Source organism: Rhodoferax sp. (genome assembly GCF_028689305.1).
Classification (GTDB): domain Bacteria; phylum Pseudomonadota; class Gammaproteobacteria; order Burkholderiales; family Burkholderiaceae_C; genus Rhodoferax.
The window spans coordinates 19,961-37,493 of sequence record NZ_JAQTWM010000003.1; the positions used below are offsets into that span (position 1 = coordinate 19,961).

At 58.4% G+C, this 17,533-nt stretch carries 20 protein-coding genes; 2 read left to right on the forward strand and 18 right to left on the reverse strand.

Annotated features, from left to right (window positions below; all coding sequences use genetic code 11):
* Positions 1–28: 28 nt before the first annotated feature.
* Complete coding sequence (locus PHW99_RS01150) at positions 29–1,096, forward strand: hypothetical protein (protein ID WP_300172899.1); 1,068 nt, start codon at positions 29–31, stop codon at positions 1,094–1,096.
* A 24-nt stretch (positions 1,097–1,120) separates the two neighbouring features.
* On the opposite strand, the gene PHW99_RS01155 is transcribed toward PHW99_RS01150, so the two are convergent.
* Both PHW99_RS01155 and PHW99_RS01160 read right to left on the reverse strand, forming a co-directional pair.
* Positions 1,121–1,774 carry a Crp/Fnr family transcriptional regulator gene (locus PHW99_RS01155; RefSeq protein WP_300172900.1) on the reverse strand — a complete coding sequence of 218 codons (654 nt, stop codon included), beginning with the start codon at positions 1,772–1,774 and terminating at the stop codon, positions 1,121–1,123.
* 15 nt (positions 1,775–1,789) lie between these two features.
* Positions 1,790–1,987 carry a cation transporter gene (locus PHW99_RS01160; RefSeq protein ID WP_300172901.1) on the reverse strand — a complete coding sequence of 66 codons (198 nt, stop codon included), beginning with the start codon at positions 1,985–1,987 and terminating at the stop codon, positions 1,790–1,792.
* Between the two features lie 75 nt (positions 1,988–2,062).
* Here PHW99_RS01160 and PHW99_RS01165 point away from each other — a divergent pair, with 75 nt between their 5' ends.
* Entirely contained in the window at positions 2,063–4,282 is a 2,220-nt protein-coding gene (locus PHW99_RS01165; RefSeq protein ID WP_300172903.1) for a heavy metal translocating P-type ATPase, read from the forward strand.
* A 68-nt stretch (positions 4,283–4,350) separates the two neighbouring features.
* On the opposite strand, the gene PHW99_RS01170 is transcribed toward PHW99_RS01165, so the two are convergent.
* The 16 genes from PHW99_RS01170 to PHW99_RS01245 all read right to left on the reverse strand — a co-directional run bounded on the left by PHW99_RS01170 (position 4,351) and on the right by PHW99_RS01245 (position 17,430).
* On the reverse strand, positions 4,351–4,941 hold the full coding sequence (locus PHW99_RS01170) for a c-type cytochrome (protein ID WP_300172905.1): 591 nt from the start codon (positions 4,939–4,941) through the stop codon (positions 4,351–4,353).
* A gap of 108 nt (positions 4,942–5,049) precedes the next feature.
* Complete coding sequence (gene minE / locus PHW99_RS01175; protein ID WP_300172907.1) at positions 5,050–5,310, reverse strand: cell division topological specificity factor MinE; 261 nt, start codon at positions 5,308–5,310, stop codon at positions 5,050–5,052.
* 4 nt (positions 5,311–5,314) lie between these two features.
* Positions 5,315–6,130 (reverse strand): septum site-determining protein MinD, encoded by an 816-nt coding sequence (gene minD / locus PHW99_RS01180; RefSeq protein WP_300172909.1) that lies wholly within the window; start codon positions 6,128–6,130, stop codon positions 5,315–5,317.
* Positions 6,131–6,156: 26 nt separating this feature from the next.
* The gene (gene minC / locus PHW99_RS01185) at positions 6,157–6,906 is read right to left on the reverse strand and encodes a septum site-determining protein MinC (RefSeq protein WP_300172911.1); all 750 of its coding nucleotides are present in this window, start codon (positions 6,904–6,906) and stop codon (positions 6,157–6,159) included.
* A 513-nt stretch (positions 6,907–7,419) separates the two neighbouring features.
* Positions 7,420–8,778 carry a c-type cytochrome biogenesis protein CcmI gene (gene ccmI / locus PHW99_RS01190; RefSeq protein ID WP_300172913.1) on the reverse strand — a complete coding sequence of 453 codons (1,359 nt, stop codon included), beginning with the start codon at positions 8,776–8,778 and terminating at the stop codon, positions 7,420–7,422.
* Positions 8,775–9,242 carry a cytochrome c-type biogenesis protein gene (locus tag PHW99_RS01195; RefSeq protein WP_300172915.1) on the reverse strand — a complete coding sequence of 156 codons (468 nt, stop codon included), beginning with the start codon at positions 9,240–9,242 and terminating at the stop codon, positions 8,775–8,777. Before PHW99_RS01195 ends, ccmI begins: the two co-directional genes overlap by 4 nt.
* Complete coding sequence (locus tag PHW99_RS01200; RefSeq protein WP_300172917.1) at positions 9,239–9,763, reverse strand: DsbE family thiol:disulfide interchange protein; 525 nt, start codon at positions 9,761–9,763, stop codon at positions 9,239–9,241. The genes PHW99_RS01195 and PHW99_RS01200 overlap by 4 nt, the downstream gene beginning before the upstream one ends.
* Positions 9,760–11,727, reverse strand: coding sequence for a heme lyase CcmF/NrfE family subunit (locus tag PHW99_RS01205; protein WP_300172919.1), 1,968 nt, complete (start codon positions 11,725–11,727; stop codon positions 9,760–9,762). The genes PHW99_RS01200 and PHW99_RS01205 overlap by 4 nt, the downstream gene beginning before the upstream one ends.
* Before the next feature lie 36 nt (positions 11,728–11,763).
* Positions 11,764–12,207 carry a cytochrome c maturation protein CcmE gene (ccmE, locus tag PHW99_RS01210; protein ID WP_300172920.1) on the reverse strand — a complete coding sequence of 148 codons (444 nt, stop codon included), beginning with the start codon at positions 12,205–12,207 and terminating at the stop codon, positions 11,764–11,766.
* A gap of 2 nt (positions 12,208–12,209) precedes the next feature.
* Positions 12,210–12,362 carry a heme exporter protein CcmD gene (gene ccmD / locus PHW99_RS01215; RefSeq protein ID WP_300172922.1) on the reverse strand — a complete coding sequence of 51 codons (153 nt, stop codon included), beginning with the start codon at positions 12,360–12,362 and terminating at the stop codon, positions 12,210–12,212.
* A 19-nt stretch (positions 12,363–12,381) separates the two neighbouring features.
* Entirely contained in the window at positions 12,382–13,119 is a 738-nt protein-coding gene (gene ccmC, locus PHW99_RS01220; RefSeq protein ID WP_300172924.1) for a heme ABC transporter permease CcmC, read from the reverse strand.
* Positions 13,116–13,811, reverse strand: coding sequence for a heme exporter protein CcmB (gene ccmB, locus PHW99_RS01225; protein WP_300172926.1), 696 nt, complete (start codon positions 13,809–13,811; stop codon positions 13,116–13,118). The genes ccmC and ccmB overlap by 4 nt, the downstream gene beginning before the upstream one ends.
* Positions 13,808–14,443 (reverse strand): cytochrome c biogenesis heme-transporting ATPase CcmA, encoded by a 636-nt coding sequence (ccmA, locus tag PHW99_RS01230; protein WP_300172928.1) that lies wholly within the window; start codon positions 14,441–14,443, stop codon positions 13,808–13,810. The genes ccmB and ccmA overlap by 4 nt, the downstream gene beginning before the upstream one ends.
* A 74-nt stretch (positions 14,444–14,517) precedes the next feature.
* A complete protein-coding gene (rquA, locus tag PHW99_RS01235; protein WP_300172930.1) occupies positions 14,518–15,261 on the reverse strand; it encodes a rhodoquinone biosynthesis methyltransferase RquA in 744 nt (247 codons plus the stop codon).
* A gap of 141 nt (positions 15,262–15,402) precedes the next feature.
* The gene (gstA, locus tag PHW99_RS01240) at positions 15,403–16,011 is read right to left on the reverse strand and encodes a glutathione transferase GstA (RefSeq protein WP_300172932.1); all 609 of its coding nucleotides are present in this window, start codon (positions 16,009–16,011) and stop codon (positions 15,403–15,405) included.
* 204 nt (positions 16,012–16,215) lie between these two features.
* Positions 16,216–17,430 carry a 6-phosphofructokinase gene (locus PHW99_RS01245; protein ID WP_300172934.1) on the reverse strand — a complete coding sequence of 405 codons (1,215 nt, stop codon included), beginning with the start codon at positions 17,428–17,430 and terminating at the stop codon, positions 16,216–16,218.
* Between the last annotated feature and the right edge of the window lie 103 nt (positions 17,431–17,533).

The window sequence follows — 17,533 nt, forward strand, 5'->3', positions numbered from 1 at the left end:
GCCCCTGCGGTGGGCTTCTGCAGTGATCATGATCATGGTGATGGTGATCGGACTATGGCAATCTCTGGCCGCCGTCCAAAAACTCAACTGGTCAGAGCTTCCCGCCAGCGTCACCGACTTTCGCACCGGACTCACCACCGGCCAGCTGGAAAAAAAGCTGGATCAGCAAATGCCCGCTCGCGACCACCTGATCGCCTGGGCCAATGGCTTGCGTTATACCCTGCTGCGTGGCAGCAATGACCAGGTTCGTACCGGGAAAGATGGCTGGCTGTTTTTGACGGAGGAGCTGAAATACGACCCAAACGGCTTGCAGAACATGGCTACGCGTGTTGAACTTGTCAGCCGGGTTTCCACTCTGCTATTCCAAAAAAACATCCAGCTGGTCGTTGCCCTGGTGCCAGACAAGGCCCGCCTCTACCAGGATAAGTTGGCCATTGACAGCTATACCATCACCAACCAGTCCCGTTACGCCGAAGCCCTGCGGCAGATGCAGACGGCACGCATTGCGGTGGTTGATCTCCACACACCACTGAAACAGTCCCGGCTCAAGGAAGCGGTGTACTACACCACCGATACCCACTGGAATCAGACCGGTGCCCGGCTCGCTGCTCAAGCCATTGCCGAGCATGTGAAAGGTCTGGGCGTCCCCTTGAAAAAGACCGATTTCTCAACCTCACTGGCGGCCACAGCGACACAACGCCCAGGGGATCTCACCCGGCTGATGGGCCTTCATACCCTGCCAACGTATTTCCAACCCAAGGCCGACGTGGAGGCTGAGGCCACCACCAGACAGCTCGGTGACGGCGGGGGAGCTGGTCTGTTTGGTGACAACACGCTCTCGGCGGTACTCACTGGCACCTCGTATTCCCTTCGTGGCAATTTTCACGGGTATTTGCAGCAATCGCTGGCTACACAGACGCTCAATGCGGCCCAGGACGGCAGCGGCTTTTTTCAGGCCATCCAGAATTACCTGAAAGACGATGCGTTCAAAAGCAGCCCGCCAGTGCTGGTGGTCTGGGAGTTGCCCGAGCGCTTCTTGACCTTGCCCCTGGCCCAAGAGAAGGACTTTGCCGCGTTTCTCGCCAAGCTGCGCTGACCGCCGCGCTTCGTCCCGGCAAGCTCAGGGGAGATGACTGGCCAGGGCCCGCAGGGCGGCACTGTGGTGAATCTGGATCTGTTCACGCCCCAGCGTTACCCATCCCTCACGCTCAAAGCGATGTAGCAACCGGGTCACGATTTCACGCACGGTGCCAAGTTCATCAGCCAACGCCTGATGGGTGATGTTGAGTTGCTGGCCGTGTCCCAACAAAGCTGCGGCCAGACGTCGATCAAGCTTGTGAAACGCCACGGCATCAATCAGGCTGGTCAGGTCCGCCATACGCTCGGCAAACAGACCCAACACATCGTTTCGGAACGCAGGCGTTTCCAGCCAGTGCCTGAAAAGTTCTGGCTGGATCAACAACAACTCGCTGGGCTTGGTGGTGATGCCCAGCGCCGACAAGGGTTGGGCACGAAACAGACTGGCACTGGAAACCAGGCACAGCTCACCAGGCACCACACGGTAAAGTTCCAGCGAGCGTCCATCATCCGATTGGCGCGATACCTTGATCTCCCCCTCGATCACCAGCGGAAACCCCTGACAAGCGGTGTTTTCGCTGAACAACACGGTTTCGCCGGGCACCCGAAACGGCGCCAGCGTCACGCTCAACTCAGTCAATGCTGGCTGCACCTGAGCCAGCGATGGATACAGGGCCGTGATTTTCCCGACAGGCATGTCCTGGGCCATGGATCAGTCCACCACGGTGTAACCTTCGTCCACAATGGCCTGCTTCAGTACCTCCGCAGACTCGCTGGAGTCCACTTCCACCTTGTTGGCAGCACGGTCAATCTGCACATCGGCAGAACGATCGAGCTGGCGGATGGCACGTGACACGGCCTTCTCACAATGCTCACAGCTCATGCCTTGCACGTTGAAGTTGTACTTCATACAAATCCTCTGAAAAAATCGGGCGTTACAAAAAGCGTATTGTGAACCTTGTCCTCTTTGAATCCTTGCTTCTCCATGACCCACCCCCACCCCGATCCAAGCGCCATCCGAATTGATCTCGGCATTCACGGCATGACCTGCGCCTCCTGCGTGGCGCGGGCCGAGCGCGCGCTCAAGAAGGTTCCCGGCGTGCAGGACGTAGCCGTCAACCTGGCGACCGAGTCGGCCCGCGTGATGGTGCTGCCCTCCGAGCAGGTTGAAGCCCGGCTCAAGCGGGCCGTGCGCGACGCCGGATACGAACCGGTGGCCGCCAACGCTGCCATGGATGCCGCCAGCGAGTCCAGCTGGGCTGGTTTTGGCCCGGTAGCCTTCGGGCTGGCACTGTCACTGCCTTTGCTGCTGCCGATGCTGGGTGACCTGCTGGGCCGGCACTGGATGTTGCCGGCCTGGCTGCAGTTTGCCTTGGCCACGCCAGTGCAGTTTGTTCTGGGCGCACGTTTTTACAAGGCTGGCTGGCATGCCGTGAAGGCTCGCAGCGGCAACATGGACCTGCTGGTGTCCATTGGCACCACTGCCGGCTGGGCTCTGTCGGTCTGGCTCTGGCTGAGCAGCCCTGCCAATGCCATGACGCACCTGTATTTTGAGGCGTCTGCAGTGGTCATTACCTTGGTGATGCTGGGCAAGTGGCTGGAGGCCCGCGCCAAGCGGCAAACCACGTCTGCCATTCGGGCTTTGCATGCGCTGCGTCCTGACACAGCCCATTTGCTGGGACTCGACGGTGAAGTGGATGTGCCGATCGATGAAGTGCTGGTGGGTGACCAGTTGGTGGTGCGCCCGGGTGAACGTTTTGCCGTGGATGCGGTATTGCTGGAAGGGCAGACACAGGTAGATGAATCCATGCTGACCGGTGAGCCGCTGCCAGTAGCCAAGACCATGGGTGAGCGGGTCACGGGTGGCACCCTCAATGGCGACGGACGGGTGGTGATTCAGGTCAGGGCGGTTGGGGTGGACACGGTGTTGGCCAACATCATCCGGCTGGTGGAAGACGCCCAGTCCGCCAAGGCACCCATTCAGCGACTGGTTGACCAGGTCAGTGCCGTGTTTGTCCCGGTGGTGCTGGTGCTGGCATTGATCACGCTGCTGGGCTGGTGGTTCAGCGGCCATGGTTTTGAAGTGGCGCTGATCCAGTCCGTCACGGTGCTGGTCATTGCCTGCCCTTGCGCCCTCGGGTTGGCGACACCCGTGGCCATCATGGCAGGAACCGGTGTGGCAGCCCAACATGGCATTTTGATCAAGGATGCCCAGGCACTTGAACTGGCACACAAGGCGCAGGTGGTGGTGTTTGACAAAACCGGAACGCTGACCGTCGGTCATGCCCGCCTGACCAGTTTTGTCGTGCCATCAGGCGCTGATGTGACCCAGCTGCTGGGCATTGCCGCTGCCATCCAGAGTGGCAGCAGCCACCCGCTGGCACGTGCCGTGGTGGTGGCTGCGCAAGAAAAAAACCTGCCGCTACCCACTGTCAGTCACATCGTGAGTGTTCCCGGCAAAGGTCAGCAAGGACAGGTGAATGCTGTTGAATACTGCATCGGCAACCCACTCTGGATCAAGGAACTGGGTGGGGATTTCCAGGCGTTTGACATGCAGCTCCAGACCCTACAGGCTCAGGGTGCCACGCTGGCAGTCATGGGCCAGCGCACGGCAACAGGCCTGGACGTCCTGGCCCTGATGGCTTTTGGTGACGAACCCAAGGTCAGTGCCATGCCAGCCATTGCCGCACTGCGGGCGCGAGGGATCCAGGTGCTGATGTTGTCGGGTGACCACCAGGCCGCAGCCCAGGCCATGGCCCGGCGCGTAGGCTTGCAGCCCAGTGAGGTCATCAGTGATGTCCTGCCGGGCGACAAGGCGGCTCATGTCCTGGCCTTGCGCCAGCATGGCCAGACCGTGGTGATGGTGGGTGACGGCGTGAACGACGCCCCGGCACTGGCCGCCGCTGATGTCGGCATGGCCATGGCCAACGCCGAAGGTGGCACCGATGTGGCCATGCACGCCGCCGGCATCACCCTGATGCGCGGAGACTTGTCGCTGGTGGCAGCGGCGCTGGACATTTCCAGTCGCACCGTGGCCAAGATCAGGCAGAACCTGTTCTGGGCGTTCATCTACAACGTGGCGGGGATTCCATTGGCGGCACTGGGTTACCTGAACCCGGTGATGGCGGGCGCGGCCATGGCCCTGAGTTCAGTCAGCGTCATGAGCAACGCCTTGCTGCTGAGACGCTGGAAACCCAAAATATAAGCAAAAAAACAGGCTCTAGCCCGGATGAAAACTGCCTTAATAGCTATAAAATTTATAGCTATTAGTGTTTATTTGGCTTTGTAGGTTGCGCTTTGCACCACCATATAGGTGACGGCATTTTTCAGATCGGTATCACTGAGATTGGCCATGCCTGAACGGGCCGGCATGGCCTTGTGGCCCGTGATGGCCGAGCGCAGCAAACCATCCATCCCTTTTTGCAGACGCGGTTTCCAGGCAGAGAAATCATTCAGACGGGGAGCCCCGTCCTTGCCATCACCATGGCAGGCCACACAATGACCTTGTACCAGCTGCTCACCAGTGGAACTGGTGGGTGTGGCGTAAGGCTTGCTCGGATCAACAGCCTTGCCAAAACTCACCATGAAAGCAATCGCCCGGCTCATTTCCAGGTCGCTCAGATTGGGTTGACCCCCATGCGCCGGCATTTTGCCGATACCAGCGATGGCACTTTCGGTGAGTTTGGCCAATCCAAGTTTGGAACGCTGTGTCCAGGCGGGCACATCACCAATTTTTGGCGCGCCATCCTTGCCACTGGCATGACAGGCAACACAGGTCTGTTCAACCACTTCACGCCCAGTCTTTTCTGCCGCCCAGGCGCTGCTGACAGCCAGGGACAAAGCCGCTACCGTGCTAACAACCATCCAACGACCATGAACCCGCATAACATCTCCTAAAGTGACCATCACCAGACTGATCCAGCGCTTTGACCCGGATGATTCTAGGACATCCTCCTTGCCGACAAGTGTCGGTCAACGTGTCTCAGGAAGCTCAATCTTGACTTCCAGCACTTCCAGATTGTCCTGCCGTTCCAGGTTGACCTTGATGTCTTCCTGATTGATCTTGACGTACTTGCTGATCACGGCAATCAACTCCCGCTGCAGATCTGGCAGGTAGTCCGGTTCAGCCGGGTTACGGCCGCTACGTTCATGCGCCAGGATGATTTGTAGCCGCTCCTTGGCCAGGCTGGCGGTCTTCTTTTTTTCACCGAGGAAAAACGAGAAAAAAGACATGGCTTCACTTCCCCCCAAACAGACGTTTGAGCAGGCCTTGTTTGGGAGCCTCGGTAAAACGCATGGGTTTATCTTCACCCAGGAAACGGTCAATCACATCCTTGTAGGCTTCCGAAACATCACTGCCTTCAAGGTGAACCGCAGGAACCCCCTGGTTGGAGGCCTGCAGCACCATCTCGCTCTCAGGAATGATGCCAATCAGCTTGATACGCAAAATGTCCTGGATGTCCTGCAGCGACAACATTTGGCCCTGGTTCACACGAGCCGGGTTGTAGCGGGTGATCAGCAGATGTTCTTTGATCGGCGATTGCCCTTCCATGGCGCGTTTGGTCTTACTCGAAAGCATGCCCAGAATACGATCAGAGTCGCGCACCGATGACACTTCCGGATTGGTCACCACCAGCGCTTCATCAGCAAAGTGCATGGCCATCAGGGCGCCGGATTCGATACCGGCCGGGGAATCACACACGATGTACGCAAAGTCCATGGCCGTCAGTTCGGCAATGATTTTTTCCACCCCCTCCAGGCTCAACGCGTCCTTGTCACGGGTCTGCGAAGCAGCCAGCACATACAGGTTGTCACACTGTTTGTCCTTGATCAATGCCTGGTTCAGATTGGCCTCGCCATGAATCACGTTGATCAGGTCATACACCACACGGCGCTCACAGCCCATGATGAGGTCCAGGTTGCGCAATCCGACATCAAAGTCGATCACAGCCGTCTTGTGGCCACGCAAGGCCAGACCGGCGGCAAAACTGGCGCTGGTGGTGGTTTTGCCAACACCACCCTTGCCGGAGGTCACCACAATGATTTTTGTCATGTCAACAGAGTCTTTCAAAAAAGGAATCAACCATTCAGCGCTTCAAACAGCAGCTTCTCCTGCCCGTCGTCACTCAGGCGCACCTGGGCAGGCTTGCCCTGCACATCCGGTGCCAACGGGTTCTCGCTGGTGCGATACACCCCGGCGATGGAAATCAGTTCAGGTTCAAGGCAGGTGGAAAAAATGCGCGCCTGGGCGTTGCCGCTGGCCCCCGCCATGGCCTTGCCTCGCAAGGGCGCATAAACGTGGATATTGCCATCGGCAACCACTTCTCCGCCCTGATTCACCATCGCCAGCAATACCAGATCGGCCCCACGGGCGTAAATTTTCTGGCCAGAACGCACGGGCTTGTCGATCACCAAAGTAGCCGGTCCAGGCACCTCACGCACCACTTCCTTGATGACTTCAACCGACGCTGAACCGGTTTTTCTGGATTCGCCTGCAGTTTTTCCACGGGTGAGTTCTGCTGGCGCCAGCATCAGGTCCTGGGCCATGGCTAACGCCTGATGGGCCGGGTCAGTACTGCGAAAAGCCACAGGCTTCAACCGGCAATTCAGCAAGGCTTTCATCAAGGTATTCAAGTCCTCAGCCGAGACCTGACCTTTGGTTTTGGAGCAATCGATGATGACACCATCGTTTTCGAAAAAATCGGCGTTGTCACTGTCGGGTCCATAACGCTGAAGCAAATCAGAGGCAAGCTGCTTCAAATCAGTTGTTTTGGCCAAAAGTGACATCAGTGGCAACTGGGCACTTTTGATTTCAAATGAATCGGTCACTGGATTGCTGCAAAGTCAAACAGTCGAAGAAAAATGGCCAGGAACAGGTCCCATGGCCGACAACACACAAGTGGTTCGGAAAGAGTTCCAAATCTTACTTGATCACACCAGAAAAAAAACTGTGGTCACGAGTTTATTCGTCTTATGCACAAGCCGGTTTCCGGCTGTTCTCCTGGCCACTTCAATGGTTGAAAGTTGTTCTACTATGACGTTTAAATTCTTAATTTATAAAGTAGTCGTAGTAGATAGAGCCTCACAAAAAACGTTGATAAGTCATTTTTTTCTTTTTGAATCAACAGCTTCTGGAATGTTGACGGCTGTGTATGGGAGCGCTTTTTTGCAGTCACCGAAATCTGGATAAGTTTCAAATGTCGCCAGATTTGTGGATAACTTGCTGTTTCCAGACAAATTACTCACAGCTTTATCCAGATGGCATGTGATCAAAAAAAAAGCCGGACCAGGGTCAAACCCATGGTCCGGCTGTTGCGGTTGTACTGCTTTTTGGAATGTTGTTCAGGGTTTGGCTTTTCCAGCCATCCTGGCTTTGGCATCGGCAATTTCGGCCTTGACCTGTTCACTGTCCTTGGAGCCACCTGGCAAGACAGTCAGGACCGTTTCCCAGTGCCTGATGGCTTTGGCATAGTCGGCAGCCCGATAAGCCGCCTGACCGGCCATCATCAGCGCAACCGGGTGTTTGGGTTGGATCGACAGTGCCTTGTTAATGAGGGTTTGCGGTTGGCCAGTGAAGTCCCCCTTGGCCCTGCTGGCCAGCAAGTCTGCATACTGGGTGATCACGTCGGGGTCGGTGTCGAGCAGGCGGCCAGTTTTGGCAAAAGCCTGTTCTGCTTCAGCCGTGCGGCCCTGAACCTTGTAGGCGCGTGCCAATCGGGCCCAGCCGGCCACGTCATCCGGGTTGTCTTTCAAGCGTGCAGCCAGGCGCTCAACCATCTGGTTGATCATCTCGGGAGTCATGCCAGCAGCTGCACCTGTGGGGACGGGAGGCAGCTTGCCAGTCTCGGATGGTGCACTGGCCACTGGCAGGCCAGCCTTGGCACGGGCATCGTCGATGTTGGCCTGGATCTGCTGGGCGTCGGAGGAACCGGGTTCGAGCACCGAGAGCAATTTCTCCCATTGGGTGATGGCAAATTTGAAGTCGGAACGCCGGTAGGCAGCCACTCCTGACATCATCAATCCCATCGGGTGCGTCGGGTTGATGCCGAGCGCCTTATTGACCAATTCGAGTGGTTTGCCTTCGATGTTGCTGTCGGCGCGAACGGCCAGCAGATCAGCATAGTCCACCAGCAGGTCTGGCTCTTGCTGGACCAGGTCGCCGGCTTTCAAAAACGCTTGTTCTGCTTCATCCAGCCGGCCCATGACTTTGTAGGACCGGGCCAGCATCGCCCAACCCTTGGGATTGTCCGGGTTGGCCTTGAGTTTGGCCGCCAGCGTGTCGATCATTTTGATGATTTGCTGATCATCCACCTTGGCTGCGACGACCGGGTTGATGGCTGCAGGGGTGCCCAATTGCAGGTAGATGCCCAGGGCCAGAACCGGGGTACTCAAGCCGATGGCCAGTGCCGTGCGGCGAGCGTTCCAGAAACTGGTGTGGCCAGTGTCGGGTGGCGGTTCGTCATTCCCGGTATCGTCGAGCAGGCGCAATTGCAGCTCATCACGTGAGGTTTCGAAATCCTGTTGACTGATGACGCCACGGGCCAGGTCATTCTCAAGCGCCTTGAGCTGGTCGCGGTGGATCTCGGTGTTCAGTCGCACGCTGGAGATACCTGCAGCCGGTCTGGAACGCAGCAGGGGATAAACCAGCCAAGCCACCACCAGCAACGTCATGAGCGCTGCAATGCCAATAAAAACATTCATTTTGAAGAATCAGTCTCTTGAAGGAGGGCTTGGGCCTTGGCGCGTTGCGTATCGTCAAGCACGGTTGGGTTGGCGTTGTTTTGGGTTTGGCGGATGGTGCGGATCAGAATCCAGATGGCACCGAGCAGCAACAGCAGCGGACCAAACCACAGCAGCCAGGTGGTTGGTTTGACAGGCGGCTGGTAGAGCACAAAGTCACCGTAACGGCTGACCAGGAAGTCCTTGATTTCAGCATCCGTCTTGCCTGATTTGATCAGGGTGCGAACTTCACGGCGCAAATCGTTGGCCAGGTCAGCGCGTGAACCGGCCAGCGATTCGTTCTGGCACACCAGGCAACGCAGATCTTCGGCAATGGCAATCAAGCGTTGTTCAACCACCGGGTCATCCGCCAGCGCCAGCGCTTCATTGGCATGGGACGCCACAACACCTTGCCATAACAGAAAAAGACAGAGCCAGAATTTCATTTTTGGAGCTCCCGTATCAAGGGCAGCAGCTTGTCCTGGATGACGGCTGAAGTAAAGGGACCAATCTGTTTGTAGCGAATGACGCCAGCCTTGTCGATCAGAAAGCTTTCAGGCACACCATAAACGCCAAAATCGATGCCGATTCGCCCGTCCCGGTCAGCGATGGCAACGTCGTAAGGGTTGCCATAACGGGCCAGCCACTTCTGGCCATCGGCATCCTTGTCCTTGTAATCGAGCCCCACAATCGGCAAGGTTCTGGTTTTGGCAAACTCAACCAGGATGGGATGTTCCTCGCGGCAGGCCACACACCAGGAAGCCCAGGTGTTGAGCAACCAGACCTTGCCCAGCATGTCCTGTTTGGTGAGCTGTAGCGCCGGGGTGTCGAGCACGGGTGCTGAAAAATCAGGCGCCGGCTTGCCGATCAGGGGGGATGGGATTTCGTGCGGATCTCGGGTCAGGCCAATGGCCAGAAAAATCAGCAGGACGACAAAGATGCCCAGGGGAATATAGGCTTTTTTCATACAGCCATGCCCTTGATGTCAGCCTGGTTCAGCTTGGTGGCCATTTTGCGGCGATAACGTTTGTCCAGTGCCGCCATGGCGCCACCGACGGCCATGAACAGGCAACCGACCCAGATCCACGGTACAAAAGGTTTGTGATAAACACGCATGGCCCAGGCCGGCTTGTCGGTACTCTCCAGTTTTTCACCCAGTGACACATAGACGTCACGGATGAACCCGCTGTCAATGGCGGCTTCGGTCATGGGCATGGTGGATGAAAAATAGGTCCGTTTTTCCGGGTACAAGGTTTTCAGCACCTGGCCGCCTTGAATGAGTTCCACCGTGCCGACGTCCGCGTTGTAATTGGGTCCGGCCTTTTCATTGATGCCAGTCAGCCGGAAGGTGTAGCCACCCACTTCAACCGTGTCGCCAATGGTCATGCGGACATCCTTTTCGGTTTCATACCCTTTGACCATGGTGATACCCACCACACACACGGCAATGCCAATGTGCGCCACATGCATGCCCCAGAACGAGATCGGCGTGGACTTCCAGTTGACCGTGTCCCTGATCTGACGAGCCATCTGCACGATGGATGCCAGCACAATCCAGATGGCCAGCGTCAGGCCCAGCGCCACCAGGGCAGACCAATGGCCAGCCAGGAACGGGGCCGAGCAACCCAGCAAAACCGAAACAATGGCAATGGGCCGCAGCTTCTGGCTGAGTTCTGCCAGACTGTCACTCTTCCAGCGGGCAAACGAGCCGACCACCATCAAGAACAGCACCGGCAACATGATGGGGGCAAAAACACTGTTGAAGTAGGGCGGGCCAACTGACAGCTTGCCCAGGTTCAGGGCATCAATGATCAGCGGATACAGGGTCCCCAGCAGCACGGCCGCTGCCGCCGTGGTCAGCAAGACATTGTTCAGCAGCAGAAAGGTCTCGCGCGACATCATGGCGAAAGCACCCCCGGAGCGGACTTTGCCGGCACGCGCGGCAAACAGGATCAACGAACTGCCCACCACCACCGCCAAAAACATCAGAATGAACACCCCGCGTTTGGGATCAGAGGCAAACGCATGCACCGAGGTCAGCACGCCCGAGCGCACCAGGAAAGTACCCAACAGGCTCAGCGAAAAAGCGATCAGCGACAGCATGATGGTCCAGCTTCTGAACAGGCCACGTTTTTCAGTCACCGCCAGCGAATGGATCAGCGCCGTGCCAACCAGCCAGGGCAAAAACGAAGCGTTTTCCACCGGATCCCAAAACCACCATCCGCCCCAGCCCAGTTCGTAATAGGCCCACCAGGAACCCATGGCAATGCCGATCGTCAGGCAGATCCAGGCAGCGGTGGCCCAGGGACGGGTCCAGCGTGCCCAGGCCGCATCCAGCCGGCCATTGAGCAGCGCCGCGATGGAAAAGGCGAACGGCACCGACATGCCCACATAACCCATGTACAGCATGGGCGGGTGAAACACCAGTCCAGGGTCCTGCAGCAGCGGGTTCAGGTCGCGTCCGTCGGCCGGTATGTCACTCAAACGCACAAACGGATTGGAGGTGACCAGCATGAACAGCAGAAAACCGACGGCCACCAGACCCAGCACACCCAGCACCCGCGACACCATCACGTCGGGCAGCTGGCGTGAAAACAATGAAATACCCATCATCCAGGTACACAACATGAGCAGCCACAACAGCAGCGAACCCTCATGGCCGCCCCACACTGCGGCAAGGCGGTAGATGTCAGGCAGTTTGGTGTTGGAATGCTGGGCCACATACAACACCGAAAAGTCGTTGGTATAGAACGCATAGGTCAGGCATAAAAACGACAAACCGGTCAGCAGCCACAGGGCCTGGGCGCCCGGGCGGGCCAGCGCCATCCAGTCTGCGCGGCCACGTTGCCCTCCCGCAATGCTCAGGATACCCAGCGGCAAGGCCACCAGCAGGGCAAGAATCAAGGAAAAATGGCCGATTTCAGGAATCATGGTGTGTCACTGGGTAAGTTTCAGGGCGTGAACAAGCTACTTGAGGGTTTTGGCTGATTTTTCGATCTGAGCCCGGTCCATCGCGTGTTGTGCCTCAGGTGGCATGTAGTTTTCATCATGTTTGGCCAATACTTCCGAGGCGGTGAATTTCCCGCCCTCATTGAGTTGGCCCTGAGCCACGACCCCTTTGCCTTCGCGGAACAGATCCGGCAGGATGCCGGTGTAGGTGACCGGCACTTCCTTGACAGTGTCGGTCACCACAAAGGACACGGTCAGGTTGTCACGCTGGACCGAGCCGGTTTTCACCATGCCACCGATACGAAATGGCCGGTTTCTGGGCGCCTCGCCAGAGGCCACCTGACTCGGGGTGAAGAAAAACACCAGACTGCTCTGGAACGCATTGAGGACAAAATAGGCGGCCAGCGCAATGGCTGCCAGGCCGCCAGCAATGAGGGCGGCGCGTTTATGACGTGGTTTCATGGTCAGGAATGGTTAGGGTCGCTGTCTGACCCGGTTTCGTTGGAAAGGTTTCGCAAAATGGCGCGATGTTGGGCGCGCAGCTGCCACACCTCGATGATCATCACCAGCGCAGTGATGCCAAAACTTCCCCAGACGTAAAAGGCGTAACCGCCCATGTCCAAAAACTCTGCGACGCTATGCCACTGCATGTTTCACCCATTCGGTATGACGTTCACGATCAAGAATGATGTTGCGCACCCGCAGTAGTGCGATGGCGATGGCATACATCCAGAAAGCCAGCACCATGATCAACATGCCCATCAGCATGGGGGTGGCCATGGAGGCCCCTTTCATGGACACCGAGGCACCCTGGTGCAGGGTGTTCCACCATTTGACCGAGAAATAAATGATGGGCACATTCACCGCCCCAACCAGCGCCAGCACGGCACAGGCTTTGTCGGCACGGCGCGGATCGTCTATGCTGGACTGCAGGGCCAGGAAACCCAGGTATAGAAACAGCAGGATCAGCTCCGAGGTCAGGCGTGCATCCCAGACCCACCAGGCGCCCCACATGGGTTTGCCCCACAGGGCGCCGGTGACCAGTGACAAAAAGGCAAACAGCGCACCGGTCGGTGCCAGTGCCGAGGCCATCATGCCCGACAGGCGGGTGTTGAAAGCCAGCCCGATACCCGCCCAGGCCGCCATCACCAGGTAGATGAACATCGACATCTGCGAGGCCGGGACATGGACAAAAATGATGCGATAACCCTGGCCCTGCTGGGCATCCACCGGAGCAACAAAGAAGGATATCCACAGTCCGACCAGGGTCAGCACGGTGGCCAGCGCGGCAAACCATGGCCACATCCGGCCCGCCAGACCATAAAAGTTCTGTGGCGAGGCAAACTTGAACCAGTGAATCACACGTGTTTTCATTCCAGGGAAATCCTCAGGGCAGCGGCGGTGGCCATAGGCGAAAAGAACAAGGAGAGTACCAGCAAGGCTGATAACAATGACAGGTGTCCGCCAATGCCCAACCCGGCGGCATCGGCTTCAACGGCACCGGCGCCAAAGATCAGCACCGGAATATAAAGCGGCAGGATCAAAAGCGACAGCAAAACCCCTGCACCGCGTACGCCCAAGGTCAGGGCCGCGCCGATGCTGCCGATCAGGCTCAGTGTCGGTGTGCCCAGCAACAGTGACAGCATCAGGATGCCCAGGGCACGGCTGTCCAGTCCGAATTGCAATCCCAGTACCGGGGCCATCAACACCAGCGGCAGTCCCGACAGCAGAAAGTGCGCCAGGGCCTTGGCCAGCACCAGCAGGCCCAGTGGTGTCGGAGACAGCGCCATTTGTTCCAGGGAACCATCCGCGTGGTCGGTGGCAAACATGCGTTGCAGCGACAACATGGCCGCCAGCAGGGCGCTGACCCACAACACCCCCGGGGCCATGCGCAGCAGCAGCCTGGGCTCGGCGCCCACACCGAGCGGGAACAGGCTGGCGATCACCATGAAAAAAACCAGGGGCGTCAACACTTCGCCTTTTTGCCGCAGGCCCAGGGCAATTTCCCGCTTCATCACGGCCAGCATGACCTGGCCCAGGCCGATGGTTTTCAGGACGTGGTTCATGAGGCTTGCAACTCCAGCAGCTGGGCCGCAAAGTCACCAATTGGCACACGCTGGTGGCTGGTGACCACGGCCAGGCCATTGTTTTGCAGATGGCTGGCAATCAGCTCAGCCAACATCTGCACACCCGCCTCGTCCATGGCCACGTAAGGTTCGTCCAGCACCCACAGGCGTGCCGGGCTGAGGGCCAATCGCGACAAGGCCACACGCCGTTTCTGGCCCTGTGACAAATGCCGCACCAGCTGGCCGCCGCGGCCACGCAGCCCAAAGCGGGCCAGGATGTCCTGCAGCTGGGCGGTGTCGATGGCCTGACCCGACAGCGCCGTGGTGAAACTCAGGTTTTCCTGGACCGTCATGGATTCTTGCAGTGCATTCAGGTGCCCGAGGTAACACAAGTCCCGGCGGTAACTGTCAGGCTGTTTGTGAATGGGGATGCCGTTCCAGAGGATGTCGCCGGATTCGATGGAGGCCAGGCCACACACCATGCGCAGCAGGCTGGTCTTGCCGACACCATTGGCCCCGGCGACATACAGCCAGTGGCCTGCGGTCAGGGTGCAATCGACATTTTTGAAAAGCTGCCGTCCACCCCGGGTGCAGCCCAGCTTGGAAAAAGTCAGTGTGGTGGTGGTGTTCAAAAGGGGGCGGGCGTGGCGTTGTCGGAAAGCCGATTATCTTATGGCGTGCCCGGTGTGCCCGTCTTAAGACGGTCTTAACAGGTGATCACAACCTTTTGGTACAGGCCGCCAAAATAGGTCTGTTTGCTGATATCGGTATAACTGCAGCCTTCGGGCAGCCAGTCGGCGATGTTGCCGTTCCACAAGTCCATGGCAAAGGGCTCCAGCGTGGTGAGGATCGGCACCATGATGTAACGAAACGGGCTGCTGGCCACCGGACGGTGGTAGTCGACAAACACCACCTTGCCGCCGGGTTTGGTGACCCGCAAGGCCTCGGCAATGGTCTTGCGCCGCACATCAGCGGGCATCTCGTGCAGCAGGAAGAACACCATCACCGCGTCGTGGCTGGCGTCGTCAAACTGCAGGTGTGTGGCATCCTGCTGGGTGATGCTGACCTGGCGCTTGTCACCGAGCTTGTCATGCAGGTTGCTGATCTGCACCGGCGCTACATCAATCACATTCAGGTGGCCTTGCGGCCCCAGGCGGCGCAACAGGTATTCGGTGAAGTTGCCGTACACGCAGGCCACCTGCAGCAGTTGGCCGTTGACGGCGTCACCCAGTTCGTCCAGCGCCAGGTCGCGCAGGCGCGAGAAATTGCCCCACAGGATCAGGTTCACCAGCCATTGCCGCTCAAACACGCGCACGGCATTGGGGTGGGTGTAGGCCCACCAGTACGTCTTTTCCAGGTAATCCGGAACGATGACCGGCGCTCTGTTGAGTGGCGCGACGGCCGCCAGGGAGTTCTCTCGCTGGATAACACCGGATTTCTCAAAAGTCATGAACAAGCCTTGATGCGGACCTGCATCAACCGGGAAAACCCGTTGTGCTGGCGAAAGGTGGACAACAGAAGCGTAGCAAAGTGGCGTCGGCTTGACCCGATGGCATCAGATCAGACACAACAGCCACTCATCAAGCGCCAGTTATTTTAGTAAGCCTTCTGCGCGCAAGGCCGCTTGCACTGCCGGACGTGCACTGACCCGCGTGATAAACGCGCCCAGATGGCTCAGGCCGCTGATGTCCACGCCCACATGTTTGCTCCAGTTCGAGACGACAAACAGGTAAATGTCGGCCACGGTGAAGGTGTCGCCCATCAGGTAGGTTTTGCCGGCCAGTTCGCCATCGACCCATTTCAAGCGGCCTTCCAGGCGTGTTTTGGCCAGGTTTTTGGCTTCTTCGGGCATGCCAGGGGTGAACAGCGGTGAAAACCCCTTGTGCAGTTCGGTGCCGATGAAGTTGAGCCACTCCTGCAGCTTGTAACGTTCATAGCTGCCGTTGGCAGGGGCGAGCTGTTTGGCCGGCGCCTGGTCCGCAATGTATTGCACGATGGCCGGGCCCTCGCGCAGTTGCCGGCCATCGTCGAGCACCAGCAGCGGCACATAACCCAGCGGGTTGATGGTGTAGTAGTCCGTTCCGTCGGCCAGCTTGTGGGTCTTGGTGGGGGCGGCAACGGCTTCGAACGTCAGTCCCGCCTCATGCAGGGCAATGTGGGGGGACAGGGAACAGGCGCCGGGTGAGTAAAACAGTTTCATGAATTCTCCAGGTGAGACAGGTTGTTTGACCGGTGTGGGCCGCAAAAAGGCCGAATGCTACCGTGCTTCCCGGCATGTTGCTGGCGGACCAGGCGATAACCTGATGGTCGCGACAGCTGGTCAGCTTCACGGGATTTGCAATGGCCAAATTTGCTATTAAATATATAGCTAGTAGAGTATATTCTGTGCGGGCTAGACCTCTATTTAACGATTTAAAACCTTGGCTACGGGGTTGTGCCGCAGGCGGAAGGCATCCGGCATGCCCGAACCCAGCAGCGGGCGCAGGTACAGGCGAAAGGCATCGGTGACGTCGGTGCCGCTGGCGCTGATGAACTCATCTTCCATGACCCGGGTCTTGCCGGCCACCGCTTCCAGGGGCAGCAGTTCGTAGTCCACCGAATAAAAACCGGTGCGCTTGATGGCCACCGAGCCATTGTGCTGGCCCCACATGGCAAATTGCACGGCTTTTTCGCCGACCTCGCGGGCTTCGCGCTGGTCCACGTCCGAGACGCAGCCGATGAATGAGCGCTGCAGGTAACCAAAGGTGTCACCACGCACCCGCTTGATCTTGAGCTTGGCCTTGATCTCTTCACACAGCAGGTCCGCCAGCGCACCATTGCCCGAGAGCTGCACATTGCCATGGGCATCGTGCTCCAGCTCCTTGGCCAGCAGCGCGGCAATCGGCGTGCCGGAGGCATCGTGGATGCCTTCGGACACGGCAATCACGCAGCGGCCATACCGCGCGTAGGTGGCCTTGACGTCGGCCAGAAACTGCTCCAGCACAAAGGTGCGTTCCGGCAGGTAAATCAGGTGCGGACCATCGTCGGGGAACTTCTTGCCCAGCGCCGAGGCCGCCGTCAGAAAACCGGCATGGCGCCCCATCACCACCCCGACGTAGACGCCGGGCAGGGCGGCGTTGTCCAGGTTGGCCCCGGCAAAGGCTTGCGCCACGAACCGGGCGGCCGACGGAAAACCGGGCGTGTGGTCGTTGCCGACCAGATCGTTGTCGATGGTCTTCGGGATGTGAATGCAGCGCAGGTCATAGTTGGCCGCACGGGCTTCCTGGCTGACGATGCGCACGGTGTCGCTCGAATCGTTGCCGCCGATGTAGAAAAAATGCCCGATCTGGTGCGCCTGCAACACCTTGAAAATCTCATGGCAGTAAGCGGCATCGGGTTTGTCGCGGGTGGAGCCCAGGGCCGACGAGGGGGTGTTGGCAACCTGTTCCAGGTTGTGGCTGGTTTCCTGCGTCAGATCGACAAAGTCTTCGTCGACGATGCCGCGCACGCCGTGATGGGCGCCGTAGATGTGGCCGATCTGGCTGAAACGCCGCGCCTCAAGCGCCACGCCGACGAGCGACTGGTTGATCACGGCAGTGGGGCCGCCGCCCTGGGCGACAAGGATTTTTCCGGAAGCCATAAAGGTGTCCTGTTACAAGGTGAATGGAGCAGAAACAAACAGCATCCATTGTGCCCGGGATGCACCGGTTTGGGCGCTGGCACAAACCCCGGTCTTGGGCTGG

Coding starts and splice junctions, on each gene's coding strand:
- PHW99_RS01150 (WP_300172899.1), top strand. CDS start 29: ATGATCATGGTGATGGTGATCGGACTATGGCAATCTCTGGCCGCCGTC.
- PHW99_RS01155 (WP_300172900.1), bottom strand. CDS start 1,774: ATGCCTGTCGGGAAAATCACGGCCCTGTATCCATCGCTGGCTCAGGTG.
- PHW99_RS01160 (WP_300172901.1), bottom strand. CDS start 1,987: ATGAAGTACAACTTCAACGTGCAAGGCATGAGCTGTGAGCATTGTGAG.
- PHW99_RS01165 (WP_300172903.1), top strand. CDS start 2,063: ATGACCCACCCCCACCCCGATCCAAGCGCCATCCGAATTGATCTCGGC.
- PHW99_RS01170 (WP_300172905.1), bottom strand. CDS start 4,941: ATGGTTGTTAGCACGGTAGCGGCTTTGTCCCTGGCTGTCAGCAGCGCC.
- minE (WP_300172907.1), bottom strand. CDS start 5,310: ATGTCTTTTTTCTCGTTTTTCCTCGGTGAAAAAAAGAAGACCGCCAGC.
- minD (WP_300172909.1), bottom strand. CDS start 6,130: ATGACAAAAATCATTGTGGTGACCTCCGGCAAGGGTGGTGTTGGCAAA.
- ccmI (WP_300172913.1), bottom strand. CDS start 8,778: ATGAATGTTTTTATTGGCATTGCAGCGCTCATGACGTTGCTGGTGGTG.
- PHW99_RS01195 (WP_300172915.1), bottom strand. CDS start 9,242: ATGAAATTCTGGCTCTGTCTTTTTCTGTTATGGCAAGGTGTTGTGGCG.
- PHW99_RS01200 (WP_300172917.1), bottom strand. CDS start 9,763: ATGAAAAAAGCCTATATTCCCCTGGGCATCTTTGTCGTCCTGCTGATT.
- PHW99_RS01205 (WP_300172919.1), bottom strand. CDS start 11,727: ATGATTCCTGAAATCGGCCATTTTTCCTTGATTCTTGCCCTGCTGGTG.
- ccmE (WP_300172920.1), bottom strand. CDS start 12,207: ATGAAACCACGTCATAAACGCGCCGCCCTCATTGCTGGCGGCCTGGCA.
- ccmD (WP_300172922.1), bottom strand. CDS start 12,362: ATGGGCGGTTACGCCTTTTACGTCTGGGGAAGTTTTGGCATCACTGCG.
- ccmC (WP_300172924.1), bottom strand. CDS start 13,119: ATGAAAACACGTGTGATTCACTGGTTCAAGTTTGCCTCGCCACAGAAC.
- ccmB (WP_300172926.1), bottom strand. CDS start 13,811: ATGAACCACGTCCTGAAAACCATCGGCCTGGGCCAGGTCATGCTGGCC.
- rquA (WP_300172930.1), bottom strand. CDS start 15,261: ATGACTTTTGAGAAATCCGGTGTTATCCAGCGAGAGAACTCCCTGGCG.
- gstA (WP_300172932.1), bottom strand. CDS start 16,011: ATGAAACTGTTTTACTCACCCGGCGCCTGTTCCCTGTCCCCCCACATT.
- PHW99_RS01245 (WP_300172934.1), bottom strand. CDS start 17,430: ATGGCTTCCGGAAAAATCCTTGTCGCCCAGGGCGGCGGCCCCACTGCC.